This is a genomic window from Niveispirillum irakense DSM 11586 (assembly GCF_000429645.1).
Taxonomy (GTDB): domain Bacteria; phylum Pseudomonadota; class Alphaproteobacteria; order Azospirillales; family Azospirillaceae; genus Niveispirillum; species Niveispirillum irakense.
In genome coordinates this window covers 416,262-442,879 of record NZ_AUCG01000020.1, presented here as the reverse complement: position 1 = coordinate 442,879, position 26,618 = coordinate 416,262, and the positions used below count along the sequence as shown (strand labels likewise).

Below are 26,618 nucleotides of genomic sequence, written 5' to 3'. Positions count from 1 at the left end.
CACCCCGGCGCAGGCCGGGGTCCAGGGTCACAAGCGCGTTGCTCTACGAAACTGGACCCCGGCCTGCGCCGGGGTGACGGTGGAAGATAATTCAACCAAACCCTGACAAACCCCAGGCACTGAAGCCATTGGGCGTGGTGCCCCCCGGCCCCCACCGGCCTCAGCGCAGCTGGCAGATGTCGATGACGTTCATGTCGGTATAGTCGAGGTTTTCCCCGCCCATGGCCCAGATGAACGAATAGTTCGACGTGCCGGAGCCCATATGGATGGACCAGGGCGGCGACATCACGGCCTCGCCATCGGCGACCACGATATGGCGGGCGGCTTCCGGTTCCCCCATGAAATGGAAGACGCGGTTTTCGGTCGACAGGTCGCAGTACAGATAGACTTCCGAGCGGCGGTCATGCAGGTGCGGCGGCATCGTGTTCCAGACGCTGCCCGGCTTCAGCATGGTCAGGCCCAGCAGAAGCTGCGCCGACTGGCAGGTCGCCGGCACGATATACTGATAGATCGTGCGCTCATTGCTGGTTTCCAGCGCGCCACGCTCCAGCGCCACGGCGTCCTTGATGCCGATCTTCTTGGTCGGGAAGCTGGCATGGGCCGGGGTGGACACCAGATAGAACTTCGCCGGGTTGGCGGCATCGGCAGAGGCGAAGGTGACTTCCTTCACGCCCATGCCGACATAAAGCCCATCCTTGTTGGCCAGATCATAGGCCACGCCATCCACCGTCACTGTGCCGGCGGCGCCGATATTGATGATGCCCAGTTCCCGCCGTTCCAGGAACGGCTGGCCGGCGGCAGAGGGGGGAACCGACTGCAGCGGCAGGGCCAGCGTGCCCTGCACCGGCACCGCACCACCCACCACAAAACGCTCATTATGGCTGTAATTCAGCACCACCTGATCCGCCGCAAACAGGCCCTGCATCAGATAGCGGTCGCGCAGATCGTCATTGCTGGCACCCTGCATCATCACCGGATGCGTCGCCTGGTAGGTCTTCGCGAACATAAGTCCTCTCCCACAGAATTTTTCGGTTGTTTGTTAAAGCTTGTAAGCCTGCTTGGGCAGATTGTAGGTCAGATCGACGATGACCTCAGCCGCGTCATCCTCGGCCAACCGGTGTTCGGCCACCATGCGCGCCAGGAAGGCGCTATCGACACGGCGGGCCACGTCATGGCGGGCCGGGATCGACAGGAAGGCCCGGGTGTCGTCGTTGAAGCCGACCGTATTGTAGAAGCCGGCCGTCTCGGTCGTATTTTCGCGGAAGCGCATCATGCCTTCCGGGCTGTCATGGAACCACCAGGCCGGGCCCAGCTTCAGCGTCGGATAATGGCCGGCCAGCGGCGCCAGTTCCCGGGCATAGGTGCTTTCATCCAGGGTGAACAGGATGATCGACAGGCGCGGATCATTGCCATACTTGCCCAGCAAGGGCTGCAGGGCGCGGACATAATCGGTCCGGCTGGGCACATCAGCGCCCTTGTCGCGGCCATATTCAGCAAACAGCGACAGATTATGGTTACGGAAAGCACCGGGATGGATCTGCATGACCAGACCATCTTCCAGGCTCATCCCCGCCATTTCGGTCAGCATCTGGCCGCGGAACAGTTCCGCCTCAGCCGGGGTGAATGTCCCGGACAGCATCTTCGCGAACAGGGCCTGGGCTTCAGCCGGCGACAGATCGGCCGTGATGGCCGTGGGATGACCATGGTCGGTAGAGGTGGCACCCACAGCCATGAAGTCCTGGCGACGCTTGCGATGGGCGTCCAGATAGCCTTTCCAGCTATAGACATCTTCGCCGGTGATAGCGGCGAACTGCTCCAGCGCGGGGCGGAAGGCTTCATGCTCTGGGTCGATCACGGCATCCGGGCGATAGGCGGTAACAACCCGCCCCTTCCAGCCGCTGGCCCGGATCGCCTTATGATGGTCCAGCGTATCAACGGGCGATTCCGTCGTTGCCAGCAAGTCGATTTTGAAACGATCAAACAGGGCGCGGGGGCGGAAAGCGTCGGTCTGCAACGCCTCGGTAATCGTGTCATAATAGAAATCCGCCGTGTCCGCATCCAACGCCACGTCGAAGCCAAAGACCTCCTTGAACACATGGTTCAACCACATGGAAGAAGGGGTCGCCCGGAAAAGATGCATATTGGTGGCAAGCAGGCGCCACGCCTCCCGCGGGTCGGCCTTGCTGGGCCCCGCCAGACTGCGCACGCCCAGCTTATCCAGGCCGATGCCCTGACTGTAGAGCATGCGGTAAAGGTAATGGTCCGGCGCCAGCAGCAGTTCCGTCGCATTGCCAAATGGCGCGTTGGTGGAGAACCAGGCCGGATCCGTATGGCCATGCGGGCTGATGATCGGCAAATCCTTCACCAGCGCATAGAGCCGGCGCGCGATCGCGCGGGTCGTCGCATCGGCGGGAAACAGACGATCTTCGTGCAGGACCAGAGGCTTGGACATCGGATGGGAACCTTGGACGATGATGGAGCCAGCCCATGGACACAATAAGCCCGGGGGCAGACGCGGACCCCTATTAGGTAACCGGTGTCAACATCCATTTCAAGCTGAATCAGGACCAAACCGCTTTTGACTGGCCGCTCATGCCGCCCAAATTTGACATCTCAAAACTGTTTAATATGGACGCTAACATGTCTGATTTGTAGTTAAAGCCGTTGCCCTGGTGCGCCTGCCCGGTCAATATAGCTTACTGCGTCAGGCTGATGGCCCGGCGCCGCGGCAAGTTGAGGGCAGCTTGGCACCGCGTTACCAAAGGCTTAAAGCGCCATTTGCGGGACTGCCCGCCGCAATGGCCATTGCTTGTTTGAAGAACGGCTTAGATGGCAATTGCATCGGCGGTGGCCGGCAGTCCTGTACCGGCACTCACCCCCCCGGCGGATATGATCCGCCTGGAAGGGCTGCGCAAAATTTTCGGGGCCAAGGGCAAGCCACAGGTCACCGCGCTGGACGGGATTGACCTGGCCGTTCCTGCCGGCAGCATCACCGCGATCATCGGCCCCAGCGGCGCCGGCAAAAGCAGCCTGTTGCGGGCCGTCAACCTGCTGGAGCGGCCCGATGCGGGTACGGTGACCGTCGGCGGCACCGATCTGACAGCGCTGGACGAGGCCTCCTTGCGACGGGCGCGGCAGTCCATCGGCATGATTTTTCAGCATTTCAACCTGCTGGCCAACCGCACCGTGTCCGGCAATGTCGCCCTGGCGCTGGAACTGGCGGGATGGCAGAAGGCCCGTATCGCCCCCCGGGTGACGGAACTGCTGGCCCTGGTCGGCCTTTCCGACAAAGCAGACCAGTATCCGGCTGCCCTCTCCGGGGGTCAGAAGCAGCGTGTCGGCATTGCCCGCGCCCTGGCGCCGCAACCGCAATTACTGCTCTGTGACGAGGCGACCAGCGCGCTGGACCCGGAAACCACCCGGCAAATTCTGGCCCTGATCCGGCAGATCAACCAGCAACTGGGCCTGACCGTCCTGCTGATCACGCATGAGATGTCGGTGGTCCGGGAAGTGGCCGATCATGTTGTGGTGCTGGAGGCAGGCCGCATTGTGGAACAAGGGGATGTGACGCGGATCTTCACCCACCCTCATCACCCGACCACACGCCATTTCCTGTCCGGTGAAACCGGGACGCAATTACCTGAGAGGCTGGCGGTGCATGTATCGCCTGTGGCCCGGGCTGGTGATGTGCGACTGGTGCGTTTGCATGCGCTGGGCGCCATTGCCGCCGGGCCCATCCTGGGCCGGCTGGCGGAAGCGGGTATCGGCGCCGGCCTTGTCGCAGGGCGCGTACAGCCCCTGAAGGGGCAGCCCTTTACCGCCCTGGTCTTGGCCCTGGACGGCAGTGAAAACACCATCAACAACATGGTGACGCGGCTGCGCGCCGATGGATGCGATATTGAGGAGCTGGGCTATGTCGCCGCAGATGCTGTCGCTGCTGGCTGACGCCACAGCGCAAACCCTGACGATGGTCGCCATTGCCGGCACGCTGGCCTGCCTGGGCGGCATCCCGTTGGGGCTGTTCCTGGCCCTGTGCGGCCCGGGCGACCTGCTGCCCCGCCCCCTGCTGCAACGCAGCCTGGGCCTGCTGGTCAATGCCACCCGCTCCACCCCCTTCATCATCCTGGTCGTGGCGATCGTGCCGCTGACCAGGGCGCTGACGGGCACCTCCATCGGCACGGCTGCCGCCACGGTGCCGCTGACGCTGGCCGCCATCCCCTTCATCGCCCGTGTGGTCGAGACCGCCGTTCGGGAAGTCGATCATGGCTTGCTGGATGCCGCCCGCGCCATGGGGGCAACACCGTACCAGATCGTCACCCGCATCCTGCTGCCGGAGGCGCGGGCCGGCATCGTGCGGGGGCTGACATTGGCTGCTGTCAATCTGGTGGGCTATTCCGCCATGGTCGGGGCTGTCGGCGGCGGCGGCCTGGGCGATCTTGGCATCCGCTATGGCTATCAGCGCTTCATGCCGGAGATGATGCTGGCTGTCGTGTTGATCCTGATCGTGCTTGTGCAAATCCTGCAATCAGGGGGCGAGGCGATGGCCCGCACCCTGGATAAACGCCATTTGAAAGGCTGACCCATGCGTATACTGGCCCTGCTGGCGCTTGGCGCCGCCCTTACCCTGCCCGCCACTGCTGCCCTGGCTGAGAAAATCCGCGTCGGGGTGACCCCCGGCCCCCATGCCCAGATCATGGAAAAGGTGCGCGAGGAAGCCAAGGCCGCCGGTCTTGAGATCGAGATTTTGGAATTTTCCGACTATGTCGTCCCCAATGCCGCCCTGGCGGCGGGGGATCTGGACGCGAACAGCTTCCAGCACCAGCCCTATCTGGACAACCAGATCGCCGATCGCGGCTATGATCTGGTTGTTATCGGCAAGACGGTGACCTTCCCGCTTGGCCTTTTCTCCGCCAAGATCAAATCGCTTGATGCCTTGCCAGAAAAGGCCCGCGTCGCCATCCCCAATGATCCGACCAATGGCGGCCGCGCCTTGATCCTGCTGGCATCGCAAGGGTTGATCACCCTGCGCGATGGCGCGGGCTTGGCCGCCACCCCGCTGGATATCGAGAAAAACCCGAAAAAGTTGCGCATTGTGGAATTGGACGCCGCACAACTCCCCCGCAGTCTGAATGATGTCGATATTGCCGCCATCAACGGCAATTACGCGCTGGAAGCCGGCCTGGACCCGACCCATGACGCACTGGCACAGGAAGCGGCCGATGGCCCCTATGCCAACGTCATTGCCGTTCGAAAGGCAGACAAAGACAAGCCGTGGGCCAATTCTTTGGTTAATGTTTACCAAAGCGCGAAAGTGAAGAGTTTCATAGAGTCTACATTCAAAGGCGCTCTCATTCCAGCGTGGTGAGAACCTTTATCATTAATAAATAAGCAAGCATTCGACCGTAATCTTACAGAAAGAGGTGAAATCTCCTGCCATTCCCTTTCCAACGCAGAGCCCGCGAGACGATCTTGGGACGAAGCACTTTGAAAAGCCTTTCCATCCGTCAGGCGCTGCTGGCTCTGGTCAGTGCGGTGGTTATTGGACTGGCCCTGACCGGTATACAGGGTTTTCTTGCCTTACAGCGGGAGCGGCAGGCGGCAGCGACCCAGATCAACCAGATCATGGACCTCCTCCAGGGGCCTGCCGCCAACGCACTGTGGAATTACGACAATGGGCTGGCAGACAAGCTCTTCACCGCAGTTCGCAATCTTAAGTCGGTAGAGCGGCTTGAGATCAGGGATTCAGCCAATGCGATTTTTGCCGCATCGGGCGAGATGCCCAATATCGGCAACATGGCTGACCACATGTTCGGGGATATTCTGACTTCTGAACGGTCATTGTTTCAGGAAAAGCCAACGGGCGAAACAGAACAGATTGGCACCCTGATCCTGTACGCCAATGCCGATGTGATCACCGCCCATCTGCGAACCTTCCTGCTGAGTTCACTGATTTCTGATCTGTTACGCGATGTGATACTGGGCCTGGTATTGGCCGTGGTGTTCCATTTTTTCCTCACCCGACCGTTGATCAAGTTAGGACGTGACCTGGTCCGTGTCCGGCCAACAGAACCGCTGGCCATTCCCCTCCGCGTTCCTGCCGGTCACAGCAATGATGAACTGGGCTATGTCGCATCACGGGTAAACGAATTGCTGGGGCAGTTGCACCGGTCCCAGACCGATCTGCGCCGGATCGCCACGCATGATCCGCTGACCGGCATGCCCAACCGCATCATGATGTCCGAAATCCTGGCCGATGCGGTCAAGAAGGCCATGCCTGCCAACACCCAGTTGGCGGTCCTGCTTCTGGACCTGGACCGGTTCAAACATATCAATGACAGTCTGGGCCACGGCGCTGGCGATAAATTGCTGCGGGAGGTTGGTCACCGCCTGCAAGACACAGTGCAGGATCGCCAGACCGTTGGTCGGCTGGGGGGTGACGAATTCCTGATCGTGCTGGATGGCGGCCAGTCCATAGAGTCCGTTGCCGCGACAGCCAAACGACTGCTGGCCCAATTATCACGCGCCTTCACCCTGGACGACCAGATCGTACATACAGGTGCCAGCATCGGTATCGCCATGTTTCCCCAGGATGGCGCTGATGCGCTCAGCCTGATGCGCCACGCCGATGTCGCCATGTATGCCGCCAAGGGCTTGGGCGGCGGCGCCTACAAATTTTTCAACCGCGCGATGACGGAACGCGCCACAATTATGCTGCGGACCGAAGCCAGCCTTCGCGACGCCCTTTGCAACAATCAGTTGGAAGTCCATTACCAGCCCAAGATCCGGCTTGAGGATGGCAAACTCTATGGGGCGGAAGCCCTGGTCCGGTGGCCTCATGGCGACCGAATGATATCACCGGCTGAATTCATCCCCGTGGCGGAAGAGACAGGCCTGATCATCGAGTTGGGGGATTGGGTGCTCCGCCGGGCCGCACAGGATGCGGCGCGCTGGCGCCACGCTGGACCGGGTTTCACGATGGCGGTGAATGTCTCTGCCCGTCAGTTGCTGGAGCTGGATTTTCCCGAACGGGCCAGCCGCATCGTGCGGGAATGCGGAATGACGCCACACAACTTCATCCTGGAGGTAACTGAATCGGCCGTCATGCGCGACGTCGCCAATCAATTGGCGGTGTTGAACGCGCTGCGGGCAGCCGGCTTCGGGATCGCCGTGGATGATTTCGGCACCGGCTATTCCTCCCTCTCCTACCTGCGGCAATTGCCGGTGACGATGTTGAAAATCGACCGTAGCTTTGTGATCGATCTGCCAGAAGATAACGCCCTTGCCTCCACCGTGATTTCATTGGGCCAGAAGCTGGGCCTGACCACTATCGCGGAAGGGGTGGAAACGCGTGAACAGCTTGATTGGCTTCGTCAGGAAGGATGCATCCTGGCGCAGGGTTACCTGATTTCCAAACCGCTGCCGGCGGCCCAGTTCGTGGAGAAGTTCCTGTCCCCCACCCTGGTCCTGCCGGCGGAAACAGGACCGCTGTCGGCAGCGGGATAAACCGCCCCGACAGCGACCTGCCTGAAAAACGAAACGCTTCTCAGCCCTTGATTAAGGGCTTCCACCAATCTTCCTGCGCCTTGCAGGGATAATTATCGTCCCAGCCTGCGGCCACTGGCGGCAAGGGTGCTGGCGGCATATCCGGCATGGCTTTCAGATATTCGATGATCGCCAGCCGTTCGTCCGGCGTCAGGGCCTTTCCGATCACACCGGGACCGGCCTGATCGCTGAAGAGATGGCCGCTATTGGCGTTGCCCGTCACACTCGTATCCAGTTCAAATCCGCCTTTGAACTTGGCCGTCGAATAGCCCAGCGTCTTCGGATCATACTCATAATTGCCCAGCCAGAAGCGGGCTGACCGCTCCGCCTGCGGGCTCAACAACTCATAGATATTGGGGACGGAGCCGTTATGCAGATAAGGCGGCGTGGCCCAGACCCCGTCCAGGGGCCGGGCCTTATAGCCGCAGGGGCTGCGCACAAGGTTCTCCCGGCCGAAACCATCCATGGCCGCGCGCTGCTGCTCGTCCAGGCCCAGCAGATCATAGGCCCGCCCCTTTATCCCTTCCGTCACCAGATGCAGCCCTTGCGCCGGGGTGATCGGGATGGCGGAGCCTGTCAGCTTCGAGGCATCCAGCTTCTCCTTGGCGAAGTTGACCGCGACCGTGGGGTCGGTGCCGATCCGGTCCAGCGGCACCATGGTCACCGCCCATTCCGCCTTCTGGTTTTCCCCTGCCTGATAGGGCCGGGGTGCATGGCAGTGGCTGCAATTCGCTTCAAACAGGGTGCGGCCCTGTTCCGCCTTGGCCCCATCGTAGGGGCCAAATATCTCTCCCGGCCATATCGGCGCCGTCAATGACCGAAGCGTTTCTTCGATATTATTCAGGTTGTGAACCGGGATTGAGCTATCCCATTTCTCCGGATCAGGAATCGGGTCACCATTGACAGTGACGAAGTTGGTCCGCGCCCGCACACCCAGCGCTTCCCCCACATTCCGCGCCATCGGCTGATGGACGGACCCGTTATACTGGACCCAGTCAAATTTCCAGATATCCCACAGATGGGGATAATTCACCGGCGCATTGGCGGTCCGATAATTGGCCGGTTCCTGAAGATCGTCACCGAATACGGTGTTGCTGATACGGCCCAATGCATCCAGGCGGGTGAAGCCCTCCTCCGTCGGATAAATTTTCTTGGTGAAACCGTACCAGGCCTGGGCCACCGCCTTGTGCGCCGCTGCCCGGAACGCACCTTTCAGAACGGTATAAGCGCCCTCATCCTCATATTTGTCGCCAAGTACCGCCTTGGCAAAGCGTCGCCATTTCAGCGGATTATAATAGGTCTCTATCAGCGAAATGCCGAAACTGCTTGAAAAACCAGTAACATTGGCCCCAGCCGGACCGCCATCCACACGGAGCGCTTTGCCCTGATAGCTCAACTGGCCGGTATGGCAGGCAGCACAAGTGAAGCCGACAATGGGCCCCAGCCCCTTTCCGTCCGGCGGGCCGCGATCATCCTGAACGGAAAAGCCCACGGGCAGACCCAGCGGGTTGCGGGCCGATTTCTCCTCCGCCGGCAGGAAACCAAGCTGATAGAGATAGGCGGGGTCGGACAGCTTATCCGTGCTGAACGGTCGCTCCAGCGCGGTGAACCAGGCCACAGGCGCGATCACCGTCCCTTGCGGTGTATAGTGATAAAAATCGCGCTGTTCCGGTGTCCAGCCCTGTTCGGCCCAGACCACCTGCTCCACCGGTCGATCCGGCAATTCTCCCCCACAACCGCCCAGCGCGATCAGCGCCACGCCAGTCAGGATACCCGCACTTACCCCCCTCATCCCGATTACCCCCATTGGATGCGGCGACAATAAAATTCTATCATCCATAAGTTGCCACCCATCAAGCCTTAATCGGATGAAGGGTAAAAATTGTATCTGAACGCCATAGATGCGCTTTATCGGCTTCCGTGAGGGCGGTGCTTGTCTGTCTTTATCCCCCCGCCCATATTGCATTGGAAAAGGGGAACAGCCGATATGAGCCGGAGCGATAATCCCGATCTTGATGCCACCGCCGAAGAGGCCCTGCGCGTCGATCCGATCAAGCTGGAGCGGGACAGCAAGCTGGTCCTGTCCCGCTTCTGGCAGAAGCTGCGCGGCAGCCTGGCCCGCATCCCGTTTGCGGAGAAAGTCATCGCCGCCTATTATGCGGCAATCGACCCGGCGACCCCGTTCCGGTCCAAGGCAATCCTGATGGGCGCCCTGGCCTATTTCGTAATGCCGGTAGATGCGATCCCGGATTTCATCACGATTCTGGGCTTCACCGACGATGCCGCCGTGCTGATGCTGGCGCTGCGAACGGTCAGCACCAGCATGCTGCCCCGCCATTATGATCAGGCCCGCGCATGGTTGAGCGATCACCGCGTCACCCAGACCGACCCGGATGAAGTGCAGGCCGGCACGGTCATCGATCATGAAGGGACGCGCTGACGCCTGTTAGGCCCGCTCTGCCCGCCCCCCGGCCTTGCCCACCGGCACCAGCCGCCAGGCCAGCAAAGCCACAATGATGGCGGCATAGATGATCGGCTCCAACGGCCAGGATTTAACCAGCAGCAGATAATGCGCCGCCCCGGCAAAGGCCGCCGGATAAACCAGCCGGTGCAGCCGGCGCCAGCGCGCGCCGCCCAGCCGGCGGATCATGGCATTGGTCGAGGTCAGCGCCAGGGGCAGCAGCAGCAGAAAGCCCAGCATCCCGATGGTGATATAAGGCCGGCGCAGGATATCCGCGCCAATGGCCGTCCAATCCAGCCCCTGGTCCAGCACCATATATGTGATCAGGTGCAGCAGCACATAGAAGAAGGCGAGCAGCCCGATGGCACGGCGGTAGCGCACCCAGTTGATGCCGGCCACCTGCCGCAGGGGTGTGATCGCCAGACCAAGGATGATCAGGCGCAGCGCCCACTCCCCCAGGCCCCGTTCCAGCGCCTTGGCCGGATCGGCCCCCAGATTATCGGTCACTGCCTGAACAAACAGCCAGATGGCCGGGATGAAGCCCAACGGATAGAGCGGCCAATCCGGCAAGCTGGGCTGGCGCAGCCAGCGCGGTAAGGCCGCCATCAATAGAATTTCCGCAGATCCATGCCGGCATACAGCCCGGCCACCTGATCGGCATAACCGTTGAACGGCAGGGTCGGCCGCCGTTTGGCAAACAGGCCGCCCTCGCCAATGCGCCGTTCCGTCGCCTGGCTCCAGCGCGGATGGTCGACATCCGGATTGACGTTGGAATAGAAGCCATATTCCTGCGGCGCCTGCATATTCCAGCTTGTCTGGGGCTCCTTGTCGGTCAGGGTGATGCGCACGATGGATTTGATGCCCTTGAAACCATATTTCCATGGCACGACCAGCCGCAGCGGCGCGCCATTCTGGTTGGGCAATGTCTCCCCATAAAGGCCCACCGCCAGCAGGGTCAGCGGATGCAAAGCCTCGTCCAGCCGCAGCCCTTCGCGATAGGGCCAGTCCAGCACCTTGAAGAAGCCTCCCACCCCGGTCATCTCCTCCGGGCGCAGCGCCGTCTCGAAAGCCACATATTTGGCACTGCCCAACGGTTCCACCCGCGCCAGCAGGTCAGCCAGGGGAAAGCCAACCCAGGGGATGACCATCGACCAGCCTTCAACGCAGCGCATCCGGTAGATGCGTTCTTCCAGCTTGGCGGGCTTCAGCAGGTCTTCCAGGGCAAAGGTGGTGGGCTTGGCCACCATGCCATCCACCTTCACGGTCCAGGGGCTGGTGGTCAGCCGATGGGCGTTGCGGGCAGGCTCCGACTTGTCGGTGCCGAATTCATAGAAATTATTGTAGCTGGTAATGTCCTTCAGGCTGGTCGGCGCCTCATCGGTGGAGAAGGCGCTTTTGCCAGCCGTCAAAGGGGCCGCATCGGCCTTTCCGCCCAGGCCCGCAATAAGACCAGCCCCAGCCATACCCCCCAACAGGTGGCGGCGGGACAGATAAATTTCCTTGGGAGTGATCTCGCTGGCTTTGATGTCGGGTCCGCGACGGATCAGCATGACAACACCTTTGCACCGGAATGACGGGGGTAACGAAGCAATGGCTACGCCTGATTGAAGCGGATGGGAAGTGGCGCCCATCACTGCCATGGACCAGTGACATGGCGCTTTGTGAGAAAAAGGGAACAGGCTGGTGTGGAAGGCGTTGCAGAGGCAACCCTGTCCGCCATGAAGGACCTTGCGCCATGCGCCATCCCCTTACCCGCCCTGCCCTGCTGATCGCCCTGTCCCTGGGGCTGTCGGCATGTGGTGAAACCGCAACGCAGAGCGTGGCCGATGGTACGGGACCGGACCCGAAATTGCCGCCGCCGAATAAAACCCTGATCCCCACCGTGAAAGTGGCGGAGATCAAGGAATGGCCGCAGGGGAGCAAACCCGCCGCGGCCCAGGGACTGGTGGTGACGGAATTTGCCAGCGGCCTGGTCCATCCGCGCTGGTTGCTGGTCCTGCCCAATGGCGATGTGCTGGTGGCAGAAAGCGATGGGCCAGACCGCCCAGACCAGCGTAAAGGCGTGCGTGGCTGGATCATGAGCAAGATGATGGAGCGCGCCGGCTCTGGCACGCCCAGCGCCGACCGCATCACCCTGTTACGGGATGCCGATGGCGACGGGGTGGCAGAGATGAAGGCCCCCTTTATTGAAAACCTCCATTCCCCCTTCGGCATGGCCCTGGTGGGCGACAGCCTGTATATCGCCAATACCGACGCGCTGGTTCGCTTCCCCTATCAGGAAGGACAGACGCGGATCGACACACCACCGGAAAAGATCGTCGATCTGCCCGGCGGGCCCCTGAATCATCATTGGACCAAGAATGTGATCGCCAGCCCGGATGGGCAGCGTCTCTACGTCACCGTCGGTTCCAATTCCAATGTCGGGGAAAACGGGCTGGAGAAGGAGGAAGGGCGTGCCGCCATCTGGGAAGTGGACCCCGCCGGCAAGACCCAGCGCCTCTATGCCTGGGGCCTGCGTAACCCGAATGGCCTGGATTGGGAACCCACCACTGGCAAGCTCTGGACCGTGGTGAATGAACGGGATGAGATCGGCAGTGATCTCGTGCCGGACTATATGACATCCGTCCAGGATGGCGGCTTCTACGGCTGGCCCTATTCCTATTTCGGCCAGATCGTCGATGAAAGGGTGGAGCCGAAACGCCCCGATCTGGTGGCAAAGGCAATCAAGCCGGATTACGCGCTGGGACCACACACGGCGTCATTGGGCCTGACCTTCGCCAAGGAAGGTCAGAAATTAGGACCGGCTTTCGGAGAGGGGGTGTTCATCGGCCAGCACGGTTCCTGGAACCGTAAGCCGCCCTCGGGCTACAAGGTGGTCTTCATCCCCTTCCAGGGCGGCATGCCGCGCGGCATGCCAGTGGATGTGTTATCCGGCTTCCTGGATGAAGAGGGCAATGCACGCGGTCGTCCTGTTGATGTACGGCTCGACACGCGTGGCGGGCTTCTGGTGACGGATGATGCCGGCAACCGGGTCTGGCGGGTAACCGGGCAGACCGCGGCACCGTCACCAATACCCTGATCATACAGGTGTCGACCGTTATTCTTGCACTTCTTCGCCGATCCCGTTCATATTCCCGTCTAAGTAGTTGGATGTGAGATCGGAAGGGAGGATGGTTTGGCCGGCACCCCGAAACCCCCGCCAACCAAGTTCGGGGCGAAACTGGCGCAACCCAAAGGTATGCGCCCGGCACCGCCCCCTATTCCCATCCCGCCAACGGCCTTTCCTGGTCCGGTCGCAGCGATTCAGCGAAAGCCGGTTGGGGCGCCACCAACGGTAACCGGGCGTTATATGCAGGCAAAACCGCCTGCCCAACCAGCGCCGATACAGGCCAAGCCAGCGGGCCTGGCACCCGCCGCCAATGCGCCCATACCACCCACAAGATTCGGCCCCTCACCGATGCAGGCGAAAAGGAATGGCCCCCCGCCGCCACCGCCCACGACCCGGCCTGCCATTGTTCAGCCGGCGACCATCGCTGGTCAGCCCATCAAAAAAACGCAAAAAGACAAGGCCTTCAATAAGGCCCGCGTTTCAAAAGCGGCCCGCGGTCTGATTGACATTGCAATCAACTCTTCCATCAGGAACTTCAGCAACTACGCCGAGTTTGAACGGTGGATATACATATCGTATGGGTGGCACCGACGTAAGGATGCCGCCAAACGAGCCGAAGCACGCCGGTCGAAAAACGGCTATAAGCCGAAGGCCGGGAAGATCAGCAACAAGCACCGCATGGTTAACCTGGGTCTCTCCAAGTCAAAAGAGATAGAAGACAATATAGCCGCTGGAGTTACCAAGAAAGTCAAGAAGCGGACAAAAATGGTCCGCGTCAAGATGCCGTCTGAGAATATCAACAGCATGTTCGGCCCAGTCAATCTGTATGACCAGGGCAATTACGATGCCACCCCCTTCACAACGGCCAAGTTAGCGGATTACGGTCACACAAAAACCGACAAGCGGGCACCCCACGCGCCCAAGACGAAGAAAAGTCCCAACAGCTATCCGCAACTGATCCACGACATCAAGAATTCCGGAAAGACGGAAAGGCAGTTCGCCCAGGATATGCTGGATTACCTGAATGCGAAGGACAGCAGCCCCGTTGCGGCCTTCGCCACATCTTATGTCCGTAAGGCGGCCAGCATCTTCCTGGCTGCTGTCCAGGCATCGGAGGAAGGGCGGAATAACGGGGCAGCTAAATTTGCCCGCGCTCTGCTGGCCGCCATTGCCGCTGGCACTACCACCTTCGCCAAATGTTTCGGTGATACCAACAACGCCACCTTCACCCCCGCCCGAAGCGATGGGTCCAGCGCCTTCGCCATGGAAACAGAAGACGACAATCCGGACGGAAATTATTACGCCGCCTTGTATATGAGCGATTCCAGCGACGAGGATTGAGCGGAACTTCCCCCGCCCCCACCGGGTTCATCGGATAAGATGAAACGGGTGGGAAGCGGCCAGAATGGAAACGCCTGAAGGTCTGGTCTATGTGAATGACGAGGAGCCGGGGATTTCCCGGCGCCGCGCCGGCAAAGGGTTCAGCTATCGCGGGCTGGATGGAAAGCCCATCAAGGACAAGGCCATCCTGTCGCGCATCCGGGCACTGGCTATCCCACCGGCATGGACCGGGGTGTGGATCTGCCCCGACCCTGCCGGCCATATCCAGGCAACGGGGCGCGATGCCAAGGGGCGCAAGCAATACCGCTACCACCCCGCCTTCCGGCAAAGCCGGGAGAGTGCGAAATTCAGCCATATGCTGGCCTTCGCCAAGGCGCTGCCCGGCCTGCGCGACCGCATCCAGGCCGATATGAGCCGGCGCGGCCTGCCCCGGGAAAAGGTGCTGGCCACCATCGTGCATCTGCTGGAAACGACATTGATCCGCGTCGGCAATGCTGATTACGCCAAACAAAACCGCAGCTTTGGTCTGACCACCCTGCGCGACCGCCATGTGGCGATTGAAGGAAACAGCCTTCGCTTCCGCTTCAAGGGCAAAAGCGGGCGGGAATGGAATCTGGGGTTTCGGGACCGGCGGGTCGCCGCCATTGTCCGGCGCTGCCAGGAGCTGCCCGGCCAGCAACTGTTCCAGTATCTGGATGAGGAAGGCGCCCGTCAGCGCGTCACCTCCAACGATGTGAATGCCTATCTGCGGGAAGTGACCGGGCAGGACATCACGGCCAAGGATTTCCGCACCTGGGCCGGCACCGTGCTGGCGGCCATGGCGCTGCGGGAATTTGGCACCATTGACAGCGAGGCCCAGGCCAAACGCAACATCAAGGCGGCCATCGAACATGTCGCCGGGCGGTTGGGCAACACCGTCACCATCTGCCGCAAATGCTATGTCCACCCGGAAATATTGACCGCCTATAGCAGCGGCGAGCCCTTTCTTGCCCAGGTGGCAGAACAGGTGGAACAGGCACTGCGCGATGATTTGCCCGCCCTGCGGCCGGAAGAGGCGGCGGTGCTGGCGCTGCTGCGCGGTCGATTGCGGCAGGCACAAAAAAAGGGACAGCGGGAACCGGCATGATCAGTCGGATGTTGCCAGAGGGCCAATCCACCTGCCAGGAAGGTCATCCATGCAGCTTTCCAGCGCCAGGACGTTTGAAGGCACAGACATGCGGCTGCGGCCGATCCTGTGCCACCCGTCCCCCACCCTGGGCCACCCAACCGGCCATAATCATCTGAGCCGTCTGGCCCTTTGCACCAAAATCGCCGAACTACGCGGTGCCAGCATCGCGAGCGGCCCCCAACAGGGGGAAACGCCGGGCCGTCCCTATTTCGTTCCCGCCCAGCCCCTGACCAGCGCGGATGCGGCGGCATTGGGCATCGCGGATGAGGGGGACCTGTTTGGCGGTGTGGTACCGCACGATTACATGGCCAGTAAATGCATCACCCATCCGCTGGTCAGGGCGGATGCTGCGGCACCGGCCGGGTGGACGCCCGGCTTTGCTGAAGAGGTGCGCGGCGCCGTCCTGCCTGGCTATAGCTGTTACAGCCCGGACGACGTCCTGGCGGCAGGGCGACAGTTGCTTTCCCTGGGGCCGGTGCGCCTGAAACTGGGCGATGCCGATGGCGGGCGTGACCAGTCCGTTGCCCGCACTCTGACGGAGTTGGAAGCGCAGATTGCCGGGCTGGATGCCGACCGGATCGCCGAAGGCGGGCTGGTGCTGGAACAGAATCTGTCCGATGTCGCCACCTTCAGCGTCGGTCAGGTCCGTATCGGCCCTTATGTCGCCAGCTATTGCGGCACGCAAAGGCTGGTCCCCAATAATCAGGGGGAAGAGGCCTATGGTGGCTCCCGCCTGTTCGTGGTCAGGGGGGAGTTCACGGAATTATTGCTGGCCGGTCTGGATGAACGGCACGCCCTGGCGGTACGGCAGGCGCGGCTTTACGATGCTGCGGCCCATGTCCATTTTCCCGGCTTCTTCGCCTCCCGCCGCAACTACGACATTGTGCAGGGGACGGACCGGGAGGGTCGCTTCCAGTCCGGCGTGCTGGAACAATCCTGGCGGCCGGGCGGCGCCAGCCCGGCGGAACTGCTGGCCCTGCTGGCGCTGCGGGACGACCCCTCCCTGGTATCGGTGGAAACCTGCTGCGAGGAGGATTATGGCGCCCCGCCCGACCTGGGGCCGGAGAGCTGGGTTTATTACCAGGGCAATGACGCGGTCACGGGACCGCTGACCAAACATGCACGGGTAGTGGCGCGCACCCATGCATCGTGAACCCATATCCATTACCGTTTCCGGGCAGGAGCTTTCCGGCACCTTCGCGGTGCCGGAAACCCATATGCCCGGTGTCCTTTTCATCCATGGCTGGTCCGGCAGCCAGCAGAATGACCTGCATCGGGCAGAAGAGATTGCTGGCCTGGGCTGCGTCTGCCTTACCTTCGACCTGCGTGGCCACGCCGGTACGGAGGCAATGCGCGGCGATGTGACCCCGGCCGATAATATGGCAGATGTGCTGGCCGCCTATGACCGGCTGGTGGGTCATCCGCTGGTGGATAAAAGCGCCATCGCGGTGATCGGCAGTTCCTATGGCGGCTATCTGGCTGCGTTGCTAACGGCGAAGCGTGCCGTGCGCTGGCTGTCCTTGCGCGTTCCGGCGCTTTACCGGGACAATAGCTGGGAAAGCATAAAGGCGCGCCTGGATCGCGATGATCTGAACCTTTACCGGGGACAGTATGTATCGCCGGATGCCAACACCGCCCTGGGCGCCTGCGCGGGCTTTGAAGGGGATGTGCTGGTGGTTGAATCCGAATTTGACCATCTGGTCCCGCACACCACCATCAGCAACTATGTCGGCGCCTTCCGCAAGGCGAAGTCCCTGACTTACCGCGTGGTGAAAGGGGCCGACCATGCCCTGACGGAAAAGCATGATCGGGAAGCCTATTCCAGCCTGCTGATCCGCTGGATCAAGGAAATGGTGATCGGCGCACGGTGAGGCGGGAGCAATCGTGCCTCCCAGGCCGTTTCCCCCTCATGGCACGGACCGCAGCAAAAACAGCGCTGGCCGATTACAACGCCAAGCGCGATTTCACCCGCACGAAGGAACCGCACGGCAAGGCCGGCGCGGCTTCGGCCAGTCACAGCTTCGTGATCCAGAAGCATGATGCAAGCCGCCTTCATTATGATTTCCGCCTGGAAATGGACGGGGTGCTGAAAAGCTGGGCCGTCCCCCAGGGCCCCAGCCTTGAGACGGGTGTAAAGCGGCTTGCGGTACGGACAGAAGACCATCCGCTGGATTATGCCAGCTTTGAAGGGGTGATCCCGGCGGGCCAATATGGCGGCGGTACCGTCATGGTATGGGACCGGGGCACCTGGCAGCCGGAAGGCGATGCCGCGAAGGGGCTTAAAAAGGGCCATCTCACCTTCACGCTGGATGGGGAGAAACTGACAGGCCGCTGGCATCTGGTCCGCATGCGCGGCAAACCCCGCGAGAAAACGGAAAACTGGCTGCTGATCAAAGCAGAGGATGAGGACGAGGAAGCAGCAACCAGCGCGGACGTGCTGGACCAGGACCGGTCCGTGTTGAGCGGCCGGGCGATGGATGCCATTGCCGCCGACGCAGATGCCGTCTCGACCAGGAAGGGCGAAGTAAAGAAGCCGAAGCTGCCAGCAAAGGCGAAAGCCGGACGCTTCCCCGGCTTCATCAAACCAATGCTGGCCACCCTGGTGGAAAAGGCCCCCGCCGGCAAAGGCTGGCTGCATGAAATCAAGTTCGACGGCTATCGCCTGCAGGCCTTGATCCAGGAGGGCAAGGCCCGGCTGCTGACCCGTACCGGCCTGGATTGGACAGAGAAATTTCCCACCATCGCCACGGCCCTGTCCGCCCTGCCCCTGAAGACGGCCATCCTGGATGGCGAGGCCATCGTGAATGATGCGGCTGGGGCCAGCGATTTCTCCCTGTTGCAGGAGGCGTTGTCAGACGCGGATGAAGGCGCCATCCGCTTCGCCCTGTTCGACCTGCTGCATCTGGATGGACGAGACCTGCGCCCCCTGCCCCTGGCAGAGCGGAAAGATGCACTGGCCCGGTTGCTGGCCGGGGTGGAAGCGCCCCTGCTTTATTCCGAACATATGGAGGAACAGGCGGATGTCATGATCCGCCATGCCTGCCGGTTGGGGCTGGAGGGCATTGTCGCCAAACGGGCGAACAGTTCCTATCGCAGCGGGCGGAGCCGGGATTGGCTGAAGCTGAAATGCACCGGTCGGCAGGAATTCATCACCCTGGGCTATCAGCCTTCCACGGCCCGGAAAGGGGCGATCGGGTCTCTGCTCATGGGCCTGTACCGAAATGGGAAATTGACCGCCGTGGGCAAGGTCGGCAGCGGATATAGCAGCGCCGCCGCGACCCGGCTGTTTCAGGCGCTGCAGCCCTTGCGGGACACGGCCCCCAAAGGGGTGAAAGGCCCGCCCGGCATTGTCTGGGTGCGCCCGGAAATGGTGGTGGAGGTGGAGTTCCGCGGCTGGACCGGGGACGGAATGATCCGTCACGCGGTGTTCAAAGGGGTACGGGAGGACAAGGAACCGATGGAGATCACCGACGAGCGCCCGGTGCACGCGAAAAAAGGCACGACAGGGTCCGACGCTGCCGACAATGACGATACTGCAGGCATCCGCCTTACCCATCCCGACCGGCTGCTCTGGGAAGGCCAGGGCATTACCAAGCGCGGACTGGCCGAATTTTATGCCGAAATTGCCGACTGGATATTGCCGCATCTGGTCAACCGGCCTCTGAGCCTGGTGCGCTGCCCCGGTGGCGAGGGCAAGCCCTGCTTCTTTGCCAAACACGCATTGAAAGGGCTGGATGAAGCCGTTTTACCCATCGATATCAGTGAACCGGGGGCGAAGGACGAAGGGGATTACATGATGATCCGCGACCTGCGCGGATTGATCGCCCTGGTCCAGATGGGGGTGCTGGAACTGCACCCCTGGGGCGCAACGGCCAGCGCGCTGAAAAAGCCGGACCGGCTGGTGATGGATCTGGACCCCGGACCCGGCGTGGAATGGCCGCAGATGGTTGATGCCGCTTTACTGTTGAAACAGAAGCTGGCAGCGGATGGGTTGACCAGCTTCGTCAAGACCACGGGCGGCAAAGGACTGCATGTCGTGGTGCCCGTGACACCCAAGGATGGGTGGGACCGGGTGAAAGCCTATGCCCATGATCTGGCCGATCAGGTGGCCGGGGATGACCCCGACCATTTCACCAGCACCCTGTCCAAGAAGGCGCGCCAGGGCCGTATTTTCATTGATTATCTGCGCAATGGCCGGGGGGCCACTGCTGTTGCGCCCTATTCCACCCGCGCCCGTGCGGGCGCACCCGTTGCCACGCCCATCACCTGGGCGGAGTTGGAGGGCGGCATCCGTCCCGACCAGTTCACGGTGGAAACGCTGCCCCGCCGCCTGTCCAGCCTGAAACACGACCCCTGGGACGGAATGGCCAAGGTAAAACAGACCCTGCCCCGCCCGGCGAAAAAGAAAGGCTGACCCATGGCGCGCGCATCCTGGAAAGGGGAAATGGTGCTGGGCAAGGTGGCGATCCCGGTGGAAATGTTCGTCGCCCAGTCCGACCGGGAGAAAATCAGCTTCCATCTGCTGAACGCCAAAACCGGCAACCGCCTGCGCCAGCGCATGGTGGATGAGGAAACCGGCAAGCCGGTCGAGCGTGGCGATCAGGTGAAAGGCGTAGAGATCGCCCGCAACCGCCACATCATCGTGACGGACGCGGAATTGGATGATATCCGCATCGAAAGCACCCACCGCCTGTGCCTGGAACGGTTCGTACCCCAGGATCAGGTGCCCGCGCCCTTTCAGGAGGGCAGCCATTATCTGGCCCCCGGCGACGGGGAGGAGGCACAGGGCTTCTTCGCCCTGCTGCGCGACCTGCTGGCAACCAAAGGGCTGGCCGGGATCGGCCGGGTGGTGCTGTCCACGCGGGAAAGGCTGGTGATGGTGACGCCCCGCCCGCCCGGCATGCTGGTCACCACGCTGCGCTGGGCGCAAGCGGTGCGCAAAGCGGACGATGCCTTCGCCAGCCTGCCGGACGTGGATTTCGACGCGGAGATGCTGGAACTTGCCGGCCATGTCATCAGCCGTAAACAGGGCAAGCTCGATTTCGCTGCCTGCGATGACCGTTATGAAGATGCCTTGGCCGACCTGATCCGGGCAAAGCAGCAGGGCAAGGCCCCAAAACCCCGCAAATTCAAGGCTCCGGAACCGGTATCCGACTTGAAAAAGGCGCTGCGCGACAGCCTGGGCGGGACGGCTACGAAACGAAAGGCGGGATAGGATGGCAAGGCGGCATCTGCAACGCGGCGATAACCGCATCCTGTGGCGCGGCTATTTGAAGCTGAGTCTGGTCAGTTGCGCCGTGGCCCTGCTGCCAGCGGCCAGTGGCACCGACCGCACCCGCACGCATCTGCTGAATGCCAAAACCGGCAACCGTATCCGCCGCCATTATGTGGACAGTGTCACCAGCCGGCCGGTGGATAATGACCAGCAGGTGCGAGGGTACGAGACCGGAAAGGATGAATATCTGCCGCTTACGGAAGAGGATTTTGAGGGTATCGCCCTGGAAAGCACTCATATCATCGATATCACCCTGTTCACCGATGCCGATGCCATCGACCCGGTATGGCAGGAAAATTCCTACTATCTGGTGCCCGACGACAAGGTGGCGATAGAAGCCTATGCCGTTATCCGGGCGGCGATGGAAGAAACCGGACAGGTGGGCATCGGCCGGATCGTCCTGCAAAAGCGGGAACGGCGCTGCGTGCTGCGTCCCCAGGGACGCGGCATCCTGCTGACCAGCCTGCGCTATCCCTATGAAGTGCGGGAAGATAAAGACGCCTTCGCCAGCCTTGACGCAAAACCGGCACACCCCAAAGGGGCCAAGACCCTGCTGGAACAGGCGGTGAAGGAGCGCACCGGCAGTTTTGATCCCAGCGCCTTCCGTGACCGGTATCAGGCGGCCTTGTTGAAACTGGCCCGTTCGAAAGAGAAGCCGGGGGCCCGCAAAGCCAGGCCCATCTCCAAAACCAAGCAATCGCGGGGCGATAATGTGATCAACCTGATGGACGCGCTGAAAGCCTCGATCAAAGCGGAAAAACGATAGGTGTCTTCCCTACGCGTTAGAACAGCAGTTCTTCCAGCTTTTTGGCGTCCTCCGGCGCGCGGCGTTTATCGGTATTGTCAAAATAGATGAAAACGTCACGGGGGCGGGCGTTGCTATCCGCCGGATCGCCGGCAAATTCCCCATCCCTCATTTCTTGCCCCGATGCCCAGGCCTGGACACGGCCCGCCCAGCGTTTCAACGCCGCATCATCATAACCGGACCGGTAGAGTTCCTCCGATCCGTGCAGCCGGCAATAGATGAAATCAGCCGTCACATCCATGAGGCGTGGCCATTCCACCGTATCAGCACACACCAGGGCCACCTTGTGGCGACGAAGCTGGTCGATAAAGGCGGGGTTGCGGAAACTCTCATGCCGGATTTCCACAGCGTGGCGCAGGGGTGGCATATTATCAGCCGGACGCAACCAGGCCCGCGCCTTCAGATGCTGATCATGCTTGGCCGCCAACGCGCTGGCATCAGCAGGCTTATGCGGCAACATCGCCAGAAAATCCCCCATCAGTTCCGCGTCATAGCGGAAAGAGGGTGGAAACTGCCACAGGACAGGACCAAGCTGCGGGCCAAGCCGCAACAATCCCGAGGCCAGGAAATTGGCGATAGGGACCAAAGGGTCGCGCAGCCGCTTCACATGGGTGATGAAACGGGGCGCCTTGACGGCAAAAACGAAATCCTCCGGCACCTCTGCCGCCCATCGGGCGAAACTATCCGGCTTTTGCAGGCCGTAGAAGGTGCCGTTGATTTCAATGGAACGGAAGATGCGGCTGGCATGGGCGAGTTCTTTTTTCTGCACCAGGCCCTTGGGGTAGAAATGTCCGCGCCAAGGGGCATATGTCCAGCCGGAAATGCCAATCCGCACCTGTCCTTTTCGGTTCGCCATCATGGAGGAGACACCGATCAGTCCGGCGGTCCCGGCCGGAATGTTGTGCCCCGGATCGGCAGTTCTTCTTTATCCGCCGGCTGATGGGGCGGTGATGGATGCCGTCCCCGACGGGCACGGATCACCGCATAGGCCATCGCGCCCAGGAAAATCACCGGCGCGATGACAATAGCCAGGAAATAAAACCAGTCGGCTGCGCTTGTTCCGCTCATGTCCGGGCTCCTCCCAAGGTGGTTTCCATGTGATAACGTTCAGGAAACCAACCGGGTCCCTGGGGGCGGTATTTGTCACGCCCGGGATCGGCGCCCGCCCAAGGCTGGCGCGGCCAGTGCCAGCCCGGCCCCCAGATAGACGAAGCCCATCGGCACCCACATGACCAGCCCCGCCAGTTGCTGATCCTCCAGCACTGTCAAACCCCAGAGTTCCGATTGGCCGACATAGGAGGCGTAAAGCGGCACCGGCGCCAGGGTCAGCAAGGCGCCCAGCATGCCACTATGGATCAGGGTAACAAGCGCGGCACCCGCACCCTGCAGGCTGGCCAGCACATCACGCCCCGGCCGCAGCAGCGCCCACCAGAACAACAACCCGGCCAACAGGAAACAGGCATGTTCCAACTCGTGCAGCGGGTCGTTCAGCAAGGCCGCATCGAACAGGGGGGGCGCGTGCCAGCCCCATAATATCACTGCCTTGATCAGGCTGGCCGTCCCAGGGCCGACCAGGGGGGCAAGCCACCGGCCGGGCTGGCGGTGCAGCCAGGCAGCAGAACCGCGCCACCCTGCCGGCAGCCCGGCGGTGAATGCCACATCCGGTCGGCCCAGGAGCAACAGCGGCGGCGCCACGACGAGAAGCAGCATATGCTGCGTCATATGGGCGGTGAACAGGGTTTCCCCCAAGGCATCGATGGGTGAAAGCAAGGCCAACACCAGCAGGATCATGCCGGCGGCAAAGCAGCAGACCTGCCCGATATCAATCCCGCGCCCGACCCCTGCCCGGCCCCAGAGCCGGATAATCCCCCGACCATAAAGCCACCAGCAGACCAGCAGCGGCAGGGCGATCCATTCCAGCAGGCTCCAGCCAAAGCTCAGCGCATCCGGACCAATCCAGATCCCGCCAGCATGGGCAAAAGCCGGGAGCGGCACCAGGGCAAGGGCCAGACCGGCGATGATGATTTCCCTTACCCGCCTTCTCCCAGCCATGCCGCAATCCCTTCGCCTTTTCACCTCACCCCAGTAGGCAACCCGAACCGGTGTCCGCAGTTCCAAAAAGGGATCATGAAAGGCGGTGCGCGGTTAACCGATGGCCCGACATCGCACAATAGTTAAACTGGTTCAGTTAAACTGGTTCCGACCGGGCGTGCCGGATGCCCCGTTCCAGTCCCCGGAGTTCCGCCAACCCCCGCATGCGACCCAAAAGCGAATAGCCCGGATTGGTCACCTTTGTCAGGTCATCCAGCATCTGGTGCCCGTGATCGGGACGCATCGGGATGCGCCGCCCCTGCGCATCGGAGATATCGCACAGGGCGGCAACCAGGGATGCCATCCCGGCATTCCCTTCCAGATGGGCTGCCTCATGGAAAGAGCGGCCATCCGCCTCCCGCTGCACCGACCGCAGATGGACAAAACCGATACGGTCCCCCAGCCGGCGCACCATGCCGGTCAGATCATTATCGGCCCGGACCCCGAACGACCCGGCGCAAAAGCACAGGCCGTTCGCCGGACTTGGCACTTGCGCGAAAAGATGGGTCACATCAGCCTCAGTGCTGACCACACGGGGCAGACCGAAAATGGGAAAGGGCGGATCATCAGGATGCACCACAAGCTGCACGCCCGCCTCTTCCGCCACCGGACATATGGCCGCCAGGAAGTGCAGGTGGTTGCGGCGCAACTGCTCGGCATTGATATCGCGATAGGTTCCGATGGCTTCAAGGAACTGGACCGAGGTGAAACTCTCCTCGCTGCCCGGCAGGCCGGCAATGATGGTGCGCTCAAGCACCGTGCGTTCAGCCGGCGACATCGCATCAAACAGGACCCTCGCCTGCCTGTTGACCGTCTCCGCATAATCATCGACGGCGCCCGGCCGCTTCAGGATGAACTGGTCATAGGCAGCGACCGCACTCCAGTCAAAGCGCAGGGCCAGCGCCCCGTCGGGCATGGCATACGCAAGGTCCGTGCGCGTCCAGTCTAGAAGGGGCATGAAATTATACGTGACGACGCGAAGGCCACAGGCGCCCAGATTGCGCAGCGTCTGACTATAGGCATCAATCAGGTCCGCCCGGTTGGGGGCACCTGTTTTGATCCCCTCATGCACCGGCACGCTTTCCACCACGTCCCAGGAAAGCCCCGCAGCCTGGATCATCTCTTTGCGGGCCTGAATATCCTCGACCGACCACACGGCACCGTTCGGCAGCTCATGCAGGGCGGTCACAATGCCCGTCGCGCCGGCCTGGCGGATATCGGCCAAACGGACAGGATCATTGGGGCCAAACCAGCGCATCGTCTGGATCATCGGCATTGCGTCACTTTTCATTCCGACCGCCTTTTCGATCACATGCAATGATGTGATGCGTCCTTTTCCACCTCTGTACCCGGGAACAACCCTCTATCCCTGGCACGGAACATTGCACCCCGTTTTCTTGAGTGAATAACATTTGCCTGTCCAAATTCAACAAAATTGGTAAAGCCAATTTCAGGGTTTGGTGTGGAAGGAGAGGTTTGCAGGGGACGCCAAGCCGTTTCATCCTTCTCGCATGTGCGGAATCGGCGTCTGATGTGTTCACCCTGACAGGAAAAGCGGAGGAGGAAGCCGATGCGGTCCAATCTGATGGGAACGCTGGCGACACTGGCTGCATTGCTGCTGGGATTCGGGCTGTTGCAGTTGGGTAATAACCTGCAAGGTACGTTGCTGGCGGTACGTGGAGGATTGGAAGATTTCCTGCCCTCCCAGATCGGCATGATCGGCTCTGGCTTCTCCATTGGTCTGGTGCTGGGGTCTTTGACGGCGGGACGGTTGATCCAGTCGGTTGGCCATATCCGCACATTTGCCGCCCTTGCGGCGCTTGCATCGGCCTCAGCCCTGCTGCATGTGATGCTGGTGCATCCACTGGCCTGGGTTGGCTTCCGCATGGTGACTGGCCTGTGTTTCGCCGGCCTGCTGATCTCGGTTGAAAGCTGGTTGAACGCATCTGCCACCCCGGCTGTGCGCGGGCAGATCCTGGGCATCTATTCCATGACGGGCCTGATCGCGGCGGTCGGGGGGCAGATGCTGCTGCCCATGGCCGATCCGGCCGGCTTCATGCTGTTCGCCTTTGTATCGCTGATCATTTCCGTGGCGCTGGTCCCGGTGGCACTGTCACGCTCCCAAGCGCCGGTGGAAGTGGGACCCCAGGCGCGGACCAATCTGATCCGCCTTTACAGGCAATCCCCTTTCGGCCTTGTTGCCGCCTTCCTGTGCGGTATCAGCACCGGCGCTTTCTATACGCTGGGACCACTTTATGCGCAGCAGGCCGGGTTCGATGACCGGGGGATCGCCCTGTTCATGGCCTGTGCCATTCTGGGCGCCTTCGCCACCACCTGGCCCTTGGGCTTCCTGTCAGACCGGATGGACCGGCGGCGGCTGGTCATCGCCGTGGCCTTGACCTCGGCCCTGCTGCTGGCCGCCATGATGCTGTTCCTGCCCCAGGGCATGGCGCCGGGCTGGGTCTTCTTCCTGGTTTTCGCCTTTGGCGGCGTCGTGCTGCCCACTTATGGCATCGTCGTCGCCCATGTGAATGACAGTGTCGATCCGACGGAATTCGTCGCCGCTTCCGGCGGGTTGTTGATTGTGCAGGGATCCGGCATGGCGCTGGGGCCCATACTGGGCGGCACCTTGATGGAAGTGATTGGCCGCAATGGCCTGCCCTGGCTGGTGGTGCTGGCCCAGGGGCTGGTGGCCGCCTGGGGTGCCTACCGGATCAGCCGCCGCGCGGCCCCGGTGGAGAAGGAGCAGTTCCGTAACATGACCGTCGCCCCGGTTGGCACAACCTTGATCGAGGCGACACAAGAACCGGCACAACCCGTTTGACC

General features: G+C 61.7%; 23 protein-coding genes. 14 read left to right on the top strand and 9 right to left on the bottom strand.

The window, feature by feature from the left end:
* Positions 1-160: 160 nt before the first annotated feature.
* On the bottom strand, positions 161-1,006 hold the full coding sequence (gene kduI, locus G473_RS0109030) for a 5-dehydro-4-deoxy-D-glucuronate isomerase (RefSeq protein WP_029012832.1): 846 nt from the start codon (positions 1,004-1,006) through the stop codon (positions 161-163).
* Between the two features lie 33 nt (positions 1,007-1,039).
* Entirely contained in the window at positions 1,040-2,452 is a 1,413-nt protein-coding gene (gene uxaC, locus G473_RS0109025) for a glucuronate isomerase (RefSeq protein WP_029012831.1), read from the bottom strand.
* Between the two features lie 377 nt (positions 2,453-2,829).
* Here uxaC and G473_RS0109020 point away from each other — a divergent pair, with 377 nt between their 5' ends.
* From G473_RS0109020 to G473_RS25980, 4 genes are all read left to right on the top strand, one after another.
* On the top strand, positions 2,830-3,945 hold the full coding sequence (locus G473_RS0109020; RefSeq protein WP_051330060.1) for a methionine ABC transporter ATP-binding protein: 1,116 nt from the start codon (positions 2,830-2,832) through the stop codon (positions 3,943-3,945).
* Positions 3,914-4,579, top strand: coding sequence for a methionine ABC transporter permease (locus G473_RS0109015; RefSeq protein WP_029012829.1), 666 nt, complete (start codon positions 3,914-3,916; stop codon positions 4,577-4,579). Before G473_RS0109020 ends, G473_RS0109015 begins: the two co-directional genes overlap by 32 nt.
* 3 nt (positions 4,580-4,582) lie before the next feature.
* Positions 4,583-5,365, top strand: a complete 783-nt coding sequence (locus G473_RS0109010) for a MetQ/NlpA family ABC transporter substrate-binding protein (protein ID WP_035706136.1) — start codon at positions 4,583-4,585, stop codon at positions 5,363-5,365.
* Between the two features lie 104 nt (positions 5,366-5,469).
* Positions 5,470-7,503, top strand: coding sequence for a putative bifunctional diguanylate cyclase/phosphodiesterase (locus G473_RS25980; protein WP_154667323.1), 2,034 nt, complete (start codon positions 5,470-5,472; stop codon positions 7,501-7,503).
* 40 nt (positions 7,504-7,543) lie between these two features.
* Here the strand turns inward: G473_RS25980 and G473_RS25975 are convergent, their stop codons facing one another.
* Positions 7,544-9,334: a di-heme-cytochrome C peroxidase gene (locus G473_RS25975; RefSeq protein ID WP_210163261.1), complete on the bottom strand. Its 1,791-nt coding sequence runs from the start codon at positions 9,332-9,334 to the stop codon at positions 7,544-7,546.
* A gap of 195 nt (positions 9,335-9,529) precedes the next feature.
* On the opposite strand from G473_RS25975, the gene G473_RS25970 reads away from it, so the two are divergent.
* Positions 9,530-9,982, top strand: a complete 453-nt coding sequence (locus tag G473_RS25970) for a YkvA family protein (protein ID WP_084437807.1) — start codon at positions 9,530-9,532, stop codon at positions 9,980-9,982.
* 6 nt (positions 9,983-9,988) lie between these two features.
* On the opposite strand, the gene msrQ is transcribed toward G473_RS25970, so the two are convergent.
* Positions 9,989-10,609, bottom strand: coding sequence for a protein-methionine-sulfoxide reductase heme-binding subunit MsrQ (gene msrQ, locus G473_RS25965; RefSeq protein WP_051330057.1), 621 nt, complete (start codon positions 10,607-10,609; stop codon positions 9,989-9,991).
* Positions 10,609-11,553, bottom strand: a complete 945-nt coding sequence (gene msrP, locus G473_RS0108985) for a protein-methionine-sulfoxide reductase catalytic subunit MsrP (protein WP_029012827.1) — start codon at positions 11,551-11,553, stop codon at positions 10,609-10,611. The genes msrQ and msrP overlap by 1 nt, the downstream gene beginning before the upstream one ends.
* A 185-nt stretch (positions 11,554-11,738) precedes the next feature.
* Here msrP and G473_RS0108980 point away from each other — a divergent pair, with 185 nt between their 5' ends.
* From G473_RS0108980 to ku (G473_RS0108945), 8 genes are all read left to right on the top strand, one after another.
* Positions 11,739-13,082, top strand: a complete 1,344-nt coding sequence (locus G473_RS0108980; RefSeq protein ID WP_029012826.1) for a PQQ-dependent sugar dehydrogenase — start codon at positions 11,739-11,741, stop codon at positions 13,080-13,082.
* A gap of 96 nt (positions 13,083-13,178) precedes the next feature.
* A complete protein-coding gene (locus G473_RS30255; RefSeq protein ID WP_154667322.1) occupies positions 13,179-14,453 on the top strand; it encodes a hypothetical protein in 1,275 nt (424 codons plus the stop codon).
* Positions 14,454-14,517: 64 nt separating this feature from the next.
* Positions 14,518-15,579, top strand: coding sequence for a DNA topoisomerase IB (locus tag G473_RS25960; protein WP_051330056.1), 1,062 nt, complete (start codon positions 14,518-14,520; stop codon positions 15,577-15,579).
* Between the two features lie 49 nt (positions 15,580-15,628).
* A complete protein-coding gene (locus tag G473_RS25955; RefSeq protein ID WP_051330055.1) occupies positions 15,629-16,774 on the top strand; it encodes a DUF3182 family protein in 1,146 nt (381 codons plus the stop codon).
* On the top strand, positions 16,764-17,492 hold the full coding sequence (locus G473_RS0108960) for an alpha/beta hydrolase family protein (protein ID WP_035706133.1): 729 nt from the start codon (positions 16,764-16,766) through the stop codon (positions 17,490-17,492). The genes G473_RS25955 and G473_RS0108960 overlap by 11 nt, the downstream gene beginning before the upstream one ends.
* 38 nt (positions 17,493-17,530) lie before the next feature.
* Complete coding sequence (ligD, locus tag G473_RS0108955) at positions 17,531-20,035, top strand: DNA ligase D (RefSeq protein WP_035706130.1); 2,505 nt, start codon at positions 17,531-17,533, stop codon at positions 20,033-20,035.
* 3 nt (positions 20,036-20,038) lie between these two features.
* Positions 20,039-20,836 carry a non-homologous end joining protein Ku gene (gene ku / locus G473_RS25950; RefSeq protein ID WP_084437805.1) on the top strand — a complete coding sequence of 266 codons (798 nt, stop codon included), beginning with the start codon at positions 20,039-20,041 and terminating at the stop codon, positions 20,834-20,836.
* A 1-nt stretch (position 20,837) separates the two neighbouring features.
* A complete protein-coding gene (ku, locus tag G473_RS0108945; protein WP_035706127.1) occupies positions 20,838-21,662 on the top strand; it encodes a non-homologous end joining protein Ku in 825 nt (274 codons plus the stop codon).
* Between the two features lie 16 nt (positions 21,663-21,678).
* Here ku (G473_RS0108945) and G473_RS0108940 read toward each other — a convergent pair whose 3' ends face one another.
* The 4 genes from G473_RS0108940 to uxuA all read right to left on the bottom strand — a co-directional run bounded on the left by G473_RS0108940 (position 21,679) and on the right by uxuA (position 25,083).
* The gene (locus G473_RS0108940) at positions 21,679-22,560 is read right to left on the bottom strand and encodes a DUF72 domain-containing protein (protein ID WP_210163260.1); all 882 of its coding nucleotides are present in this window, start codon (positions 22,558-22,560) and stop codon (positions 21,679-21,681) included.
* A 14-nt stretch (positions 22,561-22,574) separates the two neighbouring features.
* Positions 22,575-22,769: a hypothetical protein gene (locus G473_RS0108935; protein ID WP_029012820.1), complete on the bottom strand. Its 195-nt coding sequence runs from the start codon at positions 22,767-22,769 to the stop codon at positions 22,575-22,577.
* A 75-nt stretch (positions 22,770-22,844) separates the two neighbouring features.
* Positions 22,845-23,753 (bottom strand): cytochrome c oxidase assembly protein, encoded by a 909-nt coding sequence (locus tag G473_RS25945; RefSeq protein ID WP_051330054.1) that lies wholly within the window; start codon positions 23,751-23,753, stop codon positions 22,845-22,847.
* 136 nt (positions 23,754-23,889) lie between these two features.
* Positions 23,890-25,083, bottom strand: a complete 1,194-nt coding sequence (gene uxuA, locus G473_RS0108925; protein ID WP_245580018.1) for a mannonate dehydratase — start codon at positions 25,081-25,083, stop codon at positions 23,890-23,892.
* Positions 25,084-25,362: 279 nt separating this feature from the next.
* Here uxuA and G473_RS0108920 point away from each other — a divergent pair, with 279 nt between their 5' ends.
* A complete protein-coding gene (locus G473_RS0108920) occupies positions 25,363-26,616 on the top strand; it encodes an MFS transporter (RefSeq protein WP_029012818.1) in 1,254 nt (417 codons plus the stop codon).
* The last annotated feature ends 2 nt before the right edge of the window (positions 26,617-26,618 follow it).

Coding starts and splice junctions, on each gene's coding strand:
- G473_RS0108960 (WP_035706133.1), top strand. CDS start 16,764: ATGCATCGTGAACCCATATCCATTACCGTTTCCGGGCAGGAGCTTTCC.
- msrP (WP_029012827.1), bottom strand. CDS start 11,553: ATGCTGATCCGTCGCGGACCCGACATCAAAGCCAGCGAGATCACTCCC.
- G473_RS25945 (WP_051330054.1), bottom strand. CDS start 23,753: ATGGCTGGGAGAAGGCGGGTAAGGGAAATCATCATCGCCGGTCTGGCC.
- G473_RS0108920 (WP_029012818.1), top strand. CDS start 25,363: ATGCGGTCCAATCTGATGGGAACGCTGGCGACACTGGCTGCATTGCTG.
- ligD (WP_035706130.1), top strand. CDS start 17,531: ATGGCACGGACCGCAGCAAAAACAGCGCTGGCCGATTACAACGCCAAG.
- ku (WP_084437805.1), top strand. CDS start 20,039: ATGGCGCGCGCATCCTGGAAAGGGGAAATGGTGCTGGGCAAGGTGGCG.
- G473_RS0109010 (WP_035706136.1), top strand. CDS start 4,583: ATGCGTATACTGGCCCTGCTGGCGCTTGGCGCCGCCCTTACCCTGCCC.
- G473_RS0108935 (WP_029012820.1), bottom strand. CDS start 22,769: ATGAGCGGAACAAGCGCAGCCGACTGGTTTTATTTCCTGGCTATTGTC.
- ku (WP_035706127.1), top strand. CDS start 20,838: ATGGCAAGGCGGCATCTGCAACGCGGCGATAACCGCATCCTGTGGCGC.
- G473_RS0109020 (WP_051330060.1), top strand. CDS start 2,830: ATGGCAATTGCATCGGCGGTGGCCGGCAGTCCTGTACCGGCACTCACC.
- msrQ (WP_051330057.1), bottom strand. CDS start 10,609: ATGGCGGCCTTACCGCGCTGGCTGCGCCAGCCCAGCTTGCCGGATTGG.
- G473_RS0108980 (WP_029012826.1), top strand. CDS start 11,739: ATGCGCCATCCCCTTACCCGCCCTGCCCTGCTGATCGCCCTGTCCCTG.
- kduI (WP_029012832.1), bottom strand. CDS start 1,006: ATGTTCGCGAAGACCTACCAGGCGACGCATCCGGTGATGATGCAGGGT.
- uxuA (WP_245580018.1), bottom strand. CDS start 25,083: ATGAAAAGTGACGCAATGCCGATGATCCAGACGATGCGCTGGTTTGGC.
- G473_RS0108940 (WP_210163260.1), bottom strand. CDS start 22,560: ATGATGGCGAACCGAAAAGGACAGGTGCGGATTGGCATTTCCGGCTGG.
- G473_RS0109015 (WP_029012829.1), top strand. CDS start 3,914: ATGTCGCCGCAGATGCTGTCGCTGCTGGCTGACGCCACAGCGCAAACC.
- G473_RS25975 (WP_210163261.1), bottom strand. CDS start 9,334: ATGAGGGGGGTAAGTGCGGGTATCCTGACTGGCGTGGCGCTGATCGCG.
- G473_RS25955 (WP_051330055.1), top strand. CDS start 15,629: ATGCAGCTTTCCAGCGCCAGGACGTTTGAAGGCACAGACATGCGGCTG.
- G473_RS25960 (WP_051330056.1), top strand. CDS start 14,518: ATGGAAACGCCTGAAGGTCTGGTCTATGTGAATGACGAGGAGCCGGGG.
- uxaC (WP_029012831.1), bottom strand. CDS start 2,452: ATGTCCAAGCCTCTGGTCCTGCACGAAGATCGTCTGTTTCCCGCCGAT.
- G473_RS25970 (WP_084437807.1), top strand. CDS start 9,530: ATGAGCCGGAGCGATAATCCCGATCTTGATGCCACCGCCGAAGAGGCC.